A 13,683-nucleotide genomic window follows, 5' to 3' on the forward strand; every position below is an offset into this window, starting at 1 on the left:
TTTATAAGGAGTTTGATGAGAATGATGAAGGTCACACCTTTCTTGATGTTCGAAGGAAATGCGGAAGAAGCAATGAATTATTACATATCTTTAATCGAAGGATCGAAAATAACCAGCATTGTTCGGTATGGTGCAAATGAATCAGGCACAGAGGGAAGCGTCATGCAGGCTACCTTTACCTTGAAAGATCAGGAATTTATGTGCATCGATAGCAATGTAAAGCATCAATTTACGTTTACCCCATCGTTTTCAATATTCCTTACATGTGATAGTGAAGAGGAAATTGACAGGCTTTATTCGAGCTTAACTGATGGCGGACAAGTGATGATGCCATTGGGTGATTATTTCTTCAGTAAGAAGTTCGGCTGGGTATCTGATAAGTTTGGTGTTTCCTGGCAGCTAACTCTACCAATATGAATGAAGTGAAAAAGCCACTGGATAGTGGCTTTTTTCAGTTTGGTGGCGCCGAATAACTGGCTAGCCGAGACCCCACAGGCACTTGCTTGGATGAGGATTGGCAGGCAGTCGGCGGAAAGGGAGCGGATTTCTGAAATCAACTGAATATTTTTTCAGACTGCAGAGTCCCTTGTTCCTTTTGAGGGATAAAAAAATTTTTACTTTCAAAAAAATTTTTACTGATTAATAAGGATTCCCCCCCATCAACAGCACGCGATTTATCCTCGCTGATAAGTTTTGCCTAACAAATTTCTTTGATATATACCCCATTCACTCTTATTATTTTTGAAAATTCAAACATTGGCATGCGGATTGCTAGATTAAAAGTAATATCACATAGCTGGGGACGGCAGAAAGGGGGACCATGAAACTGCGGCGGATCTGCACTTTATCACGAATGCTTCGCAGATGATGAATCAACGATATAAAGAAATCAATGTTCGTGTTACTGCCTTTTTAGATTTAGTCAATATCATTAGATAAGAGGAGAATTTCATGAAACCAATTTATTTTCTTTCTTTAATTCCTGTAATCGCCATACTTGGCGGGCCTTTTTGGGCTAATAGTATCGAACCGTATATTCTTGGCATGCCGTTATTCTTTTTCTGGAACTTTTCGTGGCTGATTTTTACCGCTTTAGTCGTTTTTATCATTTATATGTTAGATCCCAAGAATAAAGAGAGGGAAGAGAAATGAATATTGCGATCATCATTATTTTCAGTTTCCTGTTGCTGTCACTTTATTTAGGGATTAGGGCTAGAAAAGGCAGGGATATGGACCTTGAACAGTGGACGGTAGGCGGACGCGGGTTCGGTCCTTTCATCATCATGATTTTACTGGCGGGAGAGATTTATTCCACCTCCACTTTCCTGGGCTCCAGCGGGTGGGCATATGGGATAGGCGGTCCGGCATTGTACGGAACGGCGTTCGCAGCATTGGGGTACCTGTTTTCTTACTGGATTTATCCTGCTATTTGGAGCTATGGAAATAAACATAAGCTCATTTCACAAGCAGATTTTTATGTTAAAAAGTACAAAAGTCCATTATTGGGGGTACTCGTTTCAATCGTTGGTGTTTTGGCCCTGGTACCATTTTTGGTGCTGCAATTAAAGGGTCTGGGAATCATCGTTTCGACAACTTCCTATGGTTCGATTTCCCCGACGGTTGCCGTTTGGATCGGGGCTGTTTCAGTTACCGTATATGTGATGATTTCAGGTATCCATGGATCGGTTTGGACAGCAGTACTCAAGGACATCATGATCGCTTTGGTTGCGCTATTTTTAGGGATTTACATTCCGCTTCATTATTTTGGCGGAATTCAGCCGATGTTCGAAGCAGTCAATGCCGTCAAGCCTGATTTCCTGACACTCCCAGATACGGGTATGAGCGCTTCATGGTTTATATCCACGATCATTTTGACGACATTGGGTTTCTATATGTGGCCGCAAACATTCGGTTCTGCTTATACAGCAAAAAGTGAAAAGACATTCCGTAAAAATGCGTTCATCCTTCCGCTTTACGGAGCATTATCGGTCGGTGCAATCTTTGTCGGTTATGCGGCCATCATAAAAGTTCCTGGGCTGCAAGGGTCGGATATGGATCTTGCGTTATTGAAGCTTTCGATCAGTACATTCGATCCTTGGTTTGTGGGCGTCATCGGGGCAGCGGGTCTATTGACCGCCCTTGTTCCTGGCTCGATGATTTTAATGAGTTCAGCGACGCTGCTGGCCAAAAACGTGTATCAGCATTTTTCTCCGTCCGCCTCGGATAAACAAATCACGACGATTGCCAAGTTGCTCGTCCCTGTTCTTGCTCTTATTGCCGTATATTTCACTTTGACTGGAGGAAATACGATCGTTGCCCTTTTATTGATGGGATACAGCATGGTGACTCAATTATTCCCATCTTTCATTGCCAGTCTCCTTAAAAAGAACTTCGTGACGAAAGAGGGGGCGTCAGCGGGCATCATTGCCGGTTTAGCTACTGTTGGATATACAACCATAACAAGCGCTGCAATTGGGACGCTTTTTCCGGCATTGCCGCAAGCCATTAAAGATTTGAACATTGGTCTTGTCGCTCTCCTCATAAATGTGTTTGTAATGATTGGAGTCAGTCTTATTGCAAGGAAATTTTCCAAGGACAAAAAAGGTGAATTGGAGGCTGCTTGATTATTTGGATTTTAATAGAAAGAGGAGGGACTTGATGTTTGCAAAGATTAACGGAATAAAAATATATTTCGATGTGGAAGGGGCAGAATTAGTGCCTGAAGGGGATTCATGGAGAAAGAAGCCAGTCTGTTTCGTCATTCATGGCGGACCTGGGGCGAGCACATTGGGTTTAAACCGTTCCTGACGCCGCTTTCGGAATCGATGCAGTTGATTTACATAGATCAGCGCGGTTGTGGACGGTCTGAGGGCGGTCCGCAATCCACATATACTCTGGAGAATAATGTGGAGGATTTAGAAGCGCTCCGAAACTATTTAGGGTTGGGAAAGGTTATTGTATCGGGACATTCTTACGGGGGGATGGTTGCACAAAAGTACGCCATTCGCTACCCGGACAGTGTGGTTGCCCTTCTTCTGATCGCAACATCGCCAAGCCATATTTTCGGAGAAGAGGCGTTGGTGAAAATAGAGGAAAACGGGACGGATGATCAAAGAAGGATGGCAAGACTTCTATTTGAGGGGACTATGGAAAAACAGCAAATGGCTGAATTCAGTATAGTCATGGAACCGCTCTATTTTTATTCATCAAGGGGAAAAGTAAGATCTGAAGCGGAAAAAGAGATAATGAGAAAGAAGAAATCGAATTTTAATTTGGAAGCGGCTAATGAAGGGGGCAAATTTTTAAAAACATTTGACTTAGTGGACCAGTTGAATCAAATAGAGTGTCCAACATTAGTGGCAGGAGGCCGTCACGATTGGATCCCTGTAGAGGCATCGATTCTCATCGCGGAAAAGATTCCTGGCAGTGAATTGATCATTTTTGAAAAAAGCTGTCACTATCTTTTCATTGATGAAAATTGGGAATTCATTTCGAGGATTTCTTCTTTCATAAACGAGAGGTTTGGACTCCAAGAATAAGGGGCATCGCGCAAAGCATAACCCGGCAAGAGTTAGATACTTTTAGGATAAACCGTTTGTGCTGTGAAGGAATTAATTATATATTAATCCTTGAGTACATTAATTCATGGATTAAAGTATGATGATAAGAAAAGCCCGGAGGAGACGATCATGAAAAATATCAATACAGAACAAGAATATCGTGAACAAATCAACCAAGAGGGACTGACGGTCGGGATTTTTACGACTACATGGTGCCCGGACTGCAAACGTTTAGACATGTTCATCGGTGAAATCACTCAAGAACATCAAGACAAACAGTGGTTTACGATCGATCGTGACGAGTTCCCTGAGATTTCTGAAGAGCAAACGGTAATGGGAATTCCATCACTATTAGTATTTAAAAATGGGGAAAAGGTTGCGCACCTGCACAGTGCAAATGCTAAAACTCCAGAAGCGGTCAATGAATTTCTAAATGCCCTATAAAAGATCTTGAAAAGGTGAACCCCGCATGGAGCTGTAATGAGGGGTTCATCTTTTTTTAGAAATTTTTTCTATAAATGACTTGATTTCTAAGGTGAAACGGGTTTTAATTATAGATACCGAATATCCATTATGGATATCAAATATCCACATACATAATGAAAGAGGTGAACTGATTTGCAATTAACAAAAGGGGTAGAGCAAGCTATATGCATCATCGTAATACTCTCTACCCAGGATAAAAATATTCCGCTTTCGTCTAATGAGATCAGCAGGCGATTAGAGGTGTCTCCTTCTTATTTGAAAAAAATCATAAGGAAATTGGTCGTAAAGCAGATAATCACTTCCGTTCCTGGTAATAACGGCGGCCTTACTCTTGCCAAAAGCGTAGATAAGATTAAAAACCTTGAAATAATTGAGGCGATGGAAGGTCCCATTTCGATGTTTCCGGATACAGGACTTATAGAAAAAGCGTTTAAAGATGGAGAGTATGCAGAAAAGGGAATGGATGTCCTTCGTCGGATGTTTTCTCGGGCGGATCAACTTTTAATAGAGTTCTTTTCCAGTCAGACAGTGGCGGATTTGCTTAAAGAAAGCTTTGGCACCACGGACATACCGACTCTTAATTGGAATACCGCGTCATTGAGTGATGTACTGCGTGAAAAGAAAGGTGAAAAGAAGTGAACATGCTTAAACAAGAATGGAAGCTTTTCCTTACAAATCGAAAACTGGTCGGTGTGGCAATCGTTTTACTGTTCGTTCCGATTATTTATGGGGGGTTATTCCTTAGTTCTGCCTGGAATCCATACGGGAATACAGGCAAATTACCTGTTGCGGTCGTGAATAAGGATGTGAAGGCGGAATATGAGGGGAAAACCTTAACAGTCGGTAATGAGCTAATCGAGCAATTAAAGGACAATGATGATTTGGAATGGCATTTCGTAACGGAAAAAGCGGCGAAAAAAGGATTCGATGATGGTACATATTATATGGTCGTTACCATTCCGGAAGACTTTTCAAAAAATGCTTCAACCGTCATGGATGATAAGCCCAAAAAAATGAATTTAACGTATGACGTGAATCCTGGACGCAGTTTCGTTTCTGAAACGGTCGGAAAACAGGCAACGAATAATTTGAAAACGGAAATTGCCGAAAGTGTCACAAAAGAATATGCGGAAGCGATCTTCTCACAACTGGATGAAATCGGAGAAGGATTCGGCGATGCAGCAGATGGGGCATCAAAACTGGATGATGGTGCTGAAAAACTGCATGATGGAAACAAAGAAGTGACAGAAAATCTGAATAAATTAGCTTCCAGCACATTAACCTTTAAAGATGGAGCGAATAAACTTCAAGTTGGCGTTGGCGAGTTTTTGGAAGGAGCCAATAAGCTTGAAAGTGGCGCGTCGGAATTAAATAAGGGAATTTCACAATACACTTCCGGTGTCGGTGAGTTGCAAAAGGGTGCGGACGAACTCGCATCAGGCACAGGGGAATTAACTAATAATAGTGAAGCACTTATACAAGGTTCTTCCCAACTGTCCACTGGGCTGGCCAAAGTGGTTCCAGGAGCGCAAACTTTAAATACTGGATTGGCACAAGCGCAAACAGGCAGTGCGAATTTGAATGATGGGTTGAATCAATTATCACAAAATGCAAGCCAGCTGACAGACCAATCGACTGGAATTCCAAAATTGGCAGCAGGTCAGCAGAGTTTAAATGAGGGAATCAATAAACTGGCAGAAGGAGGCCAGGCGTTAAATGACGGCCTGAAAAAAATGGATGGCCAATTACCCGCAGAAGAACAGCTGAATCAGCTTAAGCAAGGACTGACAAGCATTCAAAGTGGTGTTAATCAATTGCAAGAAGCGGTTCCCGCAGGAAGTAGCGCGTCCGGTACCGTATCCCGCATTACCGAAGACCTCAATAACAGTCAAGCGGCGTTGACGGAACTTCAATCAACGATTGCAAATAATGGCCAGAGCACGATCAATGCCGTTCAAAACACGGAAGCCTTCAAAAGCATGACCAGTGAGCAACAATCCGAATTAATCGGAGCGGTTCAAAATGAACTTCAAAGCCAGGCGGAAGCACAAAAACAAATCGCAGCGACTCTTGCTGCAAGTGTATCCGACTTATCAACGCAATTAAAGGATAAAGTAATGCCTGTATTGAATGGATTGGGCCAGCTTCCGGAACAAGTGGCCAATTTAAATAATGCGGTGAATAAAGTCAATCCAAACGCCGTTTCTGCGTTAAGCGGATATACGGCAATAAGGAATGCGCTGGAAGAACAATTGATTCCTGGTGCGACCCAATTAAATGGCGGCATGAATGAAGCTGTTGAAGGAAGCAATCAATTAACGGCGGCAACACAAAGTTTAAATGAACAGACACCAGAATTAGTGAAGGGGATCAACCAGTTAGCTCAAGGCGGTTCCTCGTTAAATAATGGCCTTTCAAAACTAACTGAGGGATCTGGTCAATTGGTTGATGGAGTTTCACAACTGCAAGTAGGGTCATCCTCCTTTGGAAGTGGTCTTGAGAAGTACGCATTTGGTGTTAGCCAAGTTGGCGAAGGGGCAAGCAAACTTGCTAATGGGGCCAATCAACTGGATGCCAACTCAGCGGCATTGAACGAGGGCTCGTCAGCACTTGTTAAAGGCACTGAACAATTGGCAAGCAATCTGCCTACTTTGAGCAATGGAGTCATCCAGCTTGCTGATGGCGCAGGTAAGATCAATGAAGGTTCATCAGCACTTGCTGAAGGTTCCGGTAAATTGGGTGATGGAATCTCCTCACTTAAAGATGGAACGGTCGAGCTTTCGGAAAAACTCAGTGATGGTGCAGAAGAAATAAGTGAAAATAAAACAACCGATGATAATTACAGCATGATTGCTGAACCGACACAGGTTAAAGAACAAAAAAGCAGTGACGTGCCGAATTATGGTCATGCACTGGCTCCTTATGTATTGTCTCTTGGGTTATTTGTTGGAGCTATTGCCTTCAATATGGGATTCCCGACAGGCTTGCCTTCTACTAGGCCTACATCAGGATTTGCATGGTGGTTCAGTAAATTTACGGTCCTATTCATCCAAGCGACGCTTTCTGCATTAGTGTTGGATGCGATCATGATTTGGGGAATGGATTTACAGGTCGAGAATATGGGGCAATTCATTGGGGTTTCCATACTGACTTCCCTTACCTTCATGTTCATCGTTACCTTCTTGACCGTAGGGTTTGGAAATCCAGGTCGTTTATTGGCGATGATATTCCTTGTACTACAGCTAGGTGCAAGCGGAGGGATGTTCCCTGTGGAACTGACCAATAACTTCTTCAGTCATGTTCACCCGTTCATACCGATGACATACTCTGTCATGGGCTTCCGTCAGGCGATGAGTACGAGCCTTGGAGCGGATGCATTGACAACTAGTATAGTGTTCCTTACTGGATGCATCATTGTCTTTAATCTGCTGCTATTGCTGACGATGGTCATCAAGAAGCGCAAAGTACACAATATTGAGATGGATGCATAAACAAATGAAGAAAACCCCCAGTGCAATGCGCCGGGGGTTTTCTTCATTATGATGGTTTATCCTTTTCCTTTTCTTTTTCGATGACTTTCAATCCATTTTCCCCTGAATTTTCAATCACATGTTTAAGGATGGATAATTTGTTATCCCAGAATTGATCGTAAAATGAAAGCCACTGTTTCAATTCTGCTAAAGGTTCTGGCTGAAGTCGAAAGCGTTTCTCTCTTCCTACCTTCCGGCCACTGACCAATTCAGCTTCAGAAAGGATATGAAGATGCTTGGCAATCGCCGTACGGCTCATGGAAAAGTGAGAAGTGATTTCTGAAATGGGTAAATCCCCTTCAGCAAGCAACTGCAGGACCTTTCGGCGGGTCGGGTCGGCGATAGCCTGAAATACATCATGTTTTTCTGTTGCAGACACTTAGCCCTCAACAACCTTTTTAAGTTTTTGATTAACGATCTGTTCCCAGCCATGATTCATTCTATCGCGAATTACTGAGCTTTTTTCGTTCGGTTTCGGAAGAATCGTTTCAGGCTCTTTCCAACCGCCATGAATAAGGGTGAACTCCGTTTTGCCGTCCAGTTCTTTTAAAATGAATGAAATGAACCAACCGTCCGTATCCCAACTGAATGAAAGGCGATAAGGGGCATCTAACTCCATTACCTTACAAGGAGATGGACCGAAGGGTGATTGCATATGGAATTCATGTCCCACTTTTGGTTGAAAATCATTTGGCATGAACCATGAAGCTATGCCCTCTGCAGTTGAAACTGTATCCCAAACTTTTTGGATAGGTGCTTCAAGAATAATCGTCTTCTTGATATCCTGTAATGTATTTTCCATACTGATTCTCCTTTTTAAGTGAAAATATGAAACCAATTGGTTTTGCTTTGTCGATTATATAAAACCTTTTGGTTTCATGTCAATAATTTGTTTCAAGCGATCTCTTTTTATTCATTGAAGAATGTTTAATTTCCCAACTCTTCAATTTGTTTTGCCAATCCTGTTATATTATCGATTGATTTCATTATCTCTGAATCTTCCAATGCTTTAGGATCAATTTGGCCATTCTCAATATTATTCAGATATAATTCAATGCCATCTGAAAGCTGTTGATTTGAGCTGACGATCTTTTCATGGATGCCTTCAGCTATTTTTGGTGGTTCGGTTGCATTGAATTCTTCAATCTCCGTTTTCATCAATTCCAATTCTTTTTCAAGATTTGCTCTTGCTTCGTCATTCGTGACGGCGTCCTGTGACAATGCGGGCACCTCATTGGAAAAATCCTTAACGGTATTTACATATTCCGTCGCATTATCTGCATACTCCAATGATGAATTGACTTCTTCTAAAGCTGAGCATCCGCTTAATGTAAGGATGGACAGTAGGGCAATGGTCATTATTTTTTTCATATGTGCCTCCAATGTGATTTTTTTATAGTAAGGATCAGATGGGCAGAAATCTCTTTTTATAAATCGCTGCAATGGAATTCAGTATGAAGCTGGGGATCTTCTTTGGAAAAAATGACTTCGAATAGAAAAGGTGAAATGCACTTTTCAAGTCGTGCCACTGATTGCAGGATTTCACTTGCTTAAACCTTGCAACGTCAATGATCTTCACCTTTTTTTCAGAAGTGATGAAGATGTTTCGTAAATGGATATCCGAAGGATTCAATCCTTCTTTCCTTGCCAATTGCAGGGCATGGTCTATCTCCGCAATGTTTTCTTCCGTTATCGGGATTCCCAATGTTAAACATTCAAAAAGAGTATTGCCTTCAATGTGATCTATAACCAGGTAATTTACCCCCGCATCATATAGGGTTGGATAGTATTCGATGGATTGGACGGTTTTGTATATTTCAGCTTCAACTTTAGCTGTGTGTGTATGATCCGGGAAAAACACTTTTAGTGCCTTATTGGTGGAATGTATTCGGAATACATATGCGCTTCGGCCTTTTCCGATCAGTGATAAAGATGGGTCGGCATCAAGCAATATATGCTTTTTATCATCGGAAATCTTAACGCTTTGAGCTAATTCATTATAGTTCTGCATACTTTTCACCTCTATTGTGCGATTTTTCGAATCAAAAAAGACGGTATAACCGATTAGTGGTTATACCGTCTTTTAAAAATTAAAAGACCTCACCAAATAATCGGCAAGGTCTTGCAAACAACTAAAATCAGTTGCCAATAAAGCCGAGGATTCAATCCTGTACTGACGACTTTATTGAATAGCTACTCCCCTTAACAGAAGGATTCTTATAAGTTATATACAGTAATTATATAGGTTATTGCATCGATCCGTCAAATATAAGATCGATGCTTACCCTATATATATATTCGATTTAGGCAGAAAGATGCTCGTCTCATCCTTATTTATTTGAGTGATTAGTAATTATATCAATATACTTTATATCCATCATTTGCCTGTCGCGTAAGTTTCGTTGCGAATATTTCTATTAAATTACTTAAATGTCTAATAGTTTACTATTATGTTACAATCCAGTTTATCTCCCTGTAGATCTAAAGGAATATGATATATTTTAAATGAATAAGCATATTTACCTATATTATTATACTAATTTTAACCGATATTTAAATAAATGTTAAAAAAATAATTCTTTAGTAGGGAGAATGAGATGAAGAAATTAATTATACCAACTTTCTGTTTTGCAGTGTTGTCGACAGTTGCTTTCGAAGAAAAAATATCTGCAGCTCCACTACATGCGGAACAGGCCAATATTGAAGACGTCATGTTTGTACAGGTAAATTCCGGATCGCTCAATATGAGAAAAATCGGGGCGGAAGGTGCAAGCATAGTTGCAAAGCTGGCAAATGGCACACAGGTAACGGTGTATGCGGAATCGAAAGGCTGGGCGAAGATCAAAGCCAATGGGAAAGAAGGATATGTCAGTACCAAGTATTTATCGGCAAAAAAGCCGGAGACTTTATCGAAAACTGCAATAACCATTAAAACGACATCGAAGTATGTGAATGTGAGCACAGGTTCACTAAATATGCGAAAAAGCGGCAGTGATAGTGCCAGGATAATCACGAAGCTGACAAGGGGCACACAGGTGACGGTGTATTCGGAATCCAAAGGCTGGGCGAAGATCAAAGCCAATGGAAAAGAAGGTTATGTCAGTGCCAAGTATCTATCGACAACGAAGCCTGGAACGGTAACCAAAGCTGCGGCAACCGTTAAAACGACAACGAAATATGTGAATGTGAGCACAGGTTCACTTAATATGCGAAAAAGCGGTAGGGATAGTGCCGGCCTGGTCGCGAAGCTGACAAGAGGAACACAGGTAACGGTGTATTCGGAATCGAAAGACTGGGCGAAAATCAAAGCCAATGGAAAAGAAGGATATGTCAGTACCAAGTATCTATCGGCAACGAAGCCCGGAACGGTAACCAAAGCTGCGGCAACGGTTAAAACGACAACGAAATATGTGAATGTGAGCACGGGCTCACTTAATATGCGGAAAAGTGGAAAAGCTACCGCAAGCATAGTCGCAATACTTTCAAAAGGAACGAAAGTGACGGTATATTCGGAATCCAATGGCTGGGCGAAAGTCAAAGCCAATGGAAAGGACGGATATGTCAATACCAAATATCTATCTGCTGCAAAGCCAGGATCGGGATCAACGGCCGTCACACCTGAAAAAACGACGACAAAATATGTAAACGTAACCTCTGGAACGCTCAATATGAGAAAAAGCGGTTCGGAAAGCGCCAGCTTAGTCGCGAGGCTTTCAAAAGGAACGAAAGTGACGGTATATTCGGAATCCAAAGGTTGGGCCAAAGTCAAAGCCAATGGAAAAGACGGCCATGTCAGTGCCAAATATCTATCGACAACAAAACCAGGTACGACCGTAACACCTGAAAAAACGACGACGAAATATGTAAACGTAAGCTCTGGAACACTCAATATGAGAAAAAGCGGTTCGGAAAGTGCGAGCATTGTCGCAAAGCTCTCAAGAGGAACTGAAGTGACGGTGTATTCGGAATCCAAAGGTTGGGCGAAAATCAAGGCAAATGGGAAGGATGGGTATGTCAGTACTAACTATCTTTCGACGACAAAACCTGGAACGGAATCCAAACCATCCATACCTGAAAAAACGACAACGAAATATGTAAATGTCAGCACGGGTTCACTGAATATGCGGAATAAGCCATCAGAAAGTGCTTCCGTCATTGTGAAATTGGCAAGAGGTGTAGAGGTAGATGTCATCTCGGAATCAAATGGCTGGTCAAAAATTAAAGCGTATGGCGGAGAGGGCTATGTCAATACGCAATATCTATCAGCAACTAAGCCTGGTCCTTTACCGGGGTTGAATCCAGACGAAGAAGGAAACACGTCAGTTAAATATGTAAATGTGAATGATGGCTCCAGTCTGAATATGCGGTCTGCTGCATCAGCTACGGCTTCAATTATAGCCAAGCTTGTAAACAATACGGCCGTAACGGTTTATTCAGAGTCCAATGGCTGGTCAAGAGTCACGGCCAATGGAAAAACCGGGTATGTCAGTACGCAATATTTAACGGCCAAAGCACCGGAAGGTCCGGGTAGTTCGAATGGATCGATAATCAGGATTGATAAAGAGTATAACCTTACGATGGAAAAGATGGTTGAAATTCAAATGGGCGTAAATGGTCAAACGGATAAAAAGTATAAAACCTACATACGTGAAGATGGATTAACTTTGATCAGTTCATCCAAAGGTACGGTAAAAGGAACCGGATGGCGTGTCAGGGGCGGGGCTGGTTCTAATTATTGGGTAGTCGGTCCTGTCAGCAATAATCAATCATTGAATATTAAATCGAAAGTAAAGGACTCTGATGGGTACTATTGGTATGAGGTGGACTATAACAAGACATGGGTAAATGCCAGTCCGGAAGATATAGAATATAATCTTAACCCAAATAACTTTGTGAATGATCCAGTCAATTCATTCCAATTCGTCAAGCTTTCCCAAGTCACCAACATGAACGTTTCAGAAGTGAATAATCGAATCCTTTCAGGCAAAGGGATTTTACAAGGCCAAGCTGCAACCTTCACTGCGGCAGGTGAAAAATATGGGGTCAATGAAATCTACCTGATATCACATGCTTTGCTGGAGACCGGGAATGGCACATCACCGTTAGCGACTGGCGTAAAGGTGAACGGGAAAACGGTCTATAATATGTATGGAGTGGGAGCATTTGACGGAACGGCACTAAGCAGCGGCGCTCAATACGCCTATAATGCAGGCTGGTTCACTCCAGAAGCGGCCATCATCGGCGGTGCCGAATTCATCGCCAAAGGATATATCTCCGCTGGACAGGACACGCTTTACAAAATGAGATGGAATCCTACAGCTGCAGAGAAATATGGATATGCTTCACACCAGTATGCCACTGATATTGGCTGGGCAACAAAACAAGTGAAACAGATTTATAATTTGTATAGTTTACTAGATTCCTATAAATTGACGATTGAAGTTCCTAAGTATAAATAGAAAGCAGGAAAAAACACATGAGTCCGACTCATGTGTTTTTTTGCTAATTAGTTTTATCCTTTTCCAGAATACCCTTGACGACATCCTCGATCGTCACCACTCCCAATGCCTTTTCCAAGGCAAGTTCAGCAACTGAAAAGATAGGCTCTATTGCATCTTGTATATTTCTTCCAACAGTGCATGCTGGATTAGGATTTTCATGGATTCCAAATAATTCTTTATCGGAGACAACGTTGACAGCTTGATAAACATCGAGCAAAGTGATATCCGATAATTCCTTGGCCAACGTCGCTCCGGCGATACCCGGCCGAACATTCACTAAACCAGCATTCTTCAGCATGCCGGTGATTTTTCTGATTAAGGCTGGGTTGGTGTTTACACTTTTTGCTATAAAATCAGAAGTGTTAACGCCTTCTTTGTTTATTTCTAAAAGAGATAATATATGGATTCCTACGGAAAAGCGGGTACTGATGGACATCTCTTTTTTCTCTCCTTTAAAATCTCTATTCTTATATAGTATAAATTATTTAACATGTAATTCAAGTGGTTACAAGTTATAATGGCCTGCAAGAATAATATTTATCCATTAACCGTTTCCTTGTCAAGTCACGCCGTTTCTGCAAAGGCAAAAATAAAAGGTATGTGTAA

At 41.7% G+C, this 13,683-nt stretch carries 14 protein-coding genes; 9 read left to right on the plus strand and 5 right to left on the minus strand.

Features of this window, described 5'->3' with window-relative positions; genetic code table 11:
- The first annotated feature begins 21 nt into the window (after positions 1–21).
- The 8 genes from ACYP5M_RS17230 (at position 22) to ACYP5M_RS17265 (ending at position 7,537) form a co-directional block, all read left to right on the plus strand.
- Positions 22–417, plus strand: a complete 396-nt coding sequence (locus ACYP5M_RS17230) for a VOC family protein (RefSeq protein WP_459735316.1) — start codon at positions 22–24, stop codon at positions 415–417.
- A gap of 534 nt (positions 418–951) precedes the next feature.
- Positions 952–1,152 carry a DUF3311 domain-containing protein gene (locus ACYP5M_RS17235; RefSeq protein ID WP_063595989.1) on the plus strand — a complete coding sequence of 67 codons (201 nt, stop codon included), beginning with the start codon at positions 952–954 and terminating at the stop codon, positions 1,150–1,152.
- Positions 1,149–2,624, plus strand: a complete 1,476-nt coding sequence (locus tag ACYP5M_RS17240; protein WP_459735317.1) for a sodium:solute symporter family protein — start codon at positions 1,149–1,151, stop codon at positions 2,622–2,624. The genes ACYP5M_RS17235 and ACYP5M_RS17240 overlap by 4 nt, the downstream gene beginning before the upstream one ends.
- A 34-nt stretch (positions 2,625–2,658) precedes the next feature.
- Positions 2,659–2,808 carry a hypothetical protein gene (locus ACYP5M_RS17245; RefSeq protein ID WP_459735318.1) on the plus strand — a complete coding sequence of 50 codons (150 nt, stop codon included), beginning with the start codon at positions 2,659–2,661 and terminating at the stop codon, positions 2,806–2,808.
- A complete protein-coding gene (locus tag ACYP5M_RS17250) occupies positions 2,805–3,539 on the plus strand; it encodes an alpha/beta fold hydrolase (RefSeq protein WP_459735374.1) in 735 nt (244 codons plus the stop codon). Before ACYP5M_RS17245 ends, ACYP5M_RS17250 begins: the two co-directional genes overlap by 4 nt.
- Positions 3,540–3,641: 102 nt before the next feature.
- The gene (locus ACYP5M_RS17255; protein WP_459735375.1) at positions 3,642–4,004 is read left to right on the plus strand and encodes a thioredoxin family protein; all 363 of its coding nucleotides are present in this window, start codon (positions 3,642–3,644) and stop codon (positions 4,002–4,004) included.
- Positions 4,005–4,178: 174 nt separating this feature from the next.
- Positions 4,179–4,685, plus strand: coding sequence for an Rrf2 family transcriptional regulator (locus tag ACYP5M_RS17260; RefSeq protein WP_101224812.1), 507 nt, complete (start codon positions 4,179–4,181; stop codon positions 4,683–4,685).
- 2 nt (positions 4,686–4,687) lie between these two features.
- Positions 4,688–7,537, plus strand: a complete 2,850-nt coding sequence (locus tag ACYP5M_RS17265; RefSeq protein ID WP_459735376.1) for a YhgE/Pip family protein — start codon at positions 4,688–4,690, stop codon at positions 7,535–7,537.
- A 46-nt stretch (positions 7,538–7,583) separates the two neighbouring features.
- Here ACYP5M_RS17265 and ACYP5M_RS17270 read toward each other — a convergent pair whose 3' ends face one another.
- The 4 genes from ACYP5M_RS17270 to ACYP5M_RS17285 all read right to left on the minus strand — a co-directional run bounded on the left by ACYP5M_RS17270 (position 7,584) and on the right by ACYP5M_RS17285 (position 9,587).
- Positions 7,584–7,955 carry an ArsR/SmtB family transcription factor gene (locus ACYP5M_RS17270; protein ID WP_434168484.1) on the minus strand — a complete coding sequence of 124 codons (372 nt, stop codon included), beginning with the start codon at positions 7,953–7,955 and terminating at the stop codon, positions 7,584–7,586.
- The gene (locus tag ACYP5M_RS17275; RefSeq protein WP_101225029.1) at positions 7,956–8,384 is read right to left on the minus strand and encodes an SRPBCC family protein; all 429 of its coding nucleotides are present in this window, start codon (positions 8,382–8,384) and stop codon (positions 7,956–7,958) included.
- A 119-nt stretch (positions 8,385–8,503) separates the two neighbouring features.
- Entirely contained in the window at positions 8,504–8,947 is a 444-nt protein-coding gene (locus ACYP5M_RS17280; protein WP_101224809.1) for a DUF6376 family protein, read from the minus strand.
- A gap of 34 nt (positions 8,948–8,981) precedes the next feature.
- Positions 8,982–9,587, minus strand: coding sequence for a protein kinase family protein (locus ACYP5M_RS17285; RefSeq protein WP_101224808.1), 606 nt, complete (start codon positions 9,585–9,587; stop codon positions 8,982–8,984).
- 586 nt (positions 9,588–10,173) lie between these two features.
- On the opposite strand from ACYP5M_RS17285, the gene ACYP5M_RS17290 reads away from it, so the two are divergent.
- Entirely contained in the window at positions 10,174–13,035 is a 2,862-nt protein-coding gene (locus ACYP5M_RS17290) for an SH3 domain-containing protein (protein WP_459735319.1), read from the plus strand.
- A 43-nt stretch (positions 13,036–13,078) separates the two neighbouring features.
- On the opposite strand, the gene ACYP5M_RS17295 is transcribed toward ACYP5M_RS17290, so the two are convergent.
- Complete coding sequence (locus tag ACYP5M_RS17295) at positions 13,079–13,513, minus strand: Rrf2 family transcriptional regulator (RefSeq protein ID WP_434168486.1); 435 nt, start codon at positions 13,511–13,513, stop codon at positions 13,079–13,081.
- Positions 13,514–13,683 lie beyond the last annotated feature (170 nt).

The sequence above is a fragment of the Peribacillus sp. N1 genome, from assembly GCF_054600815.1.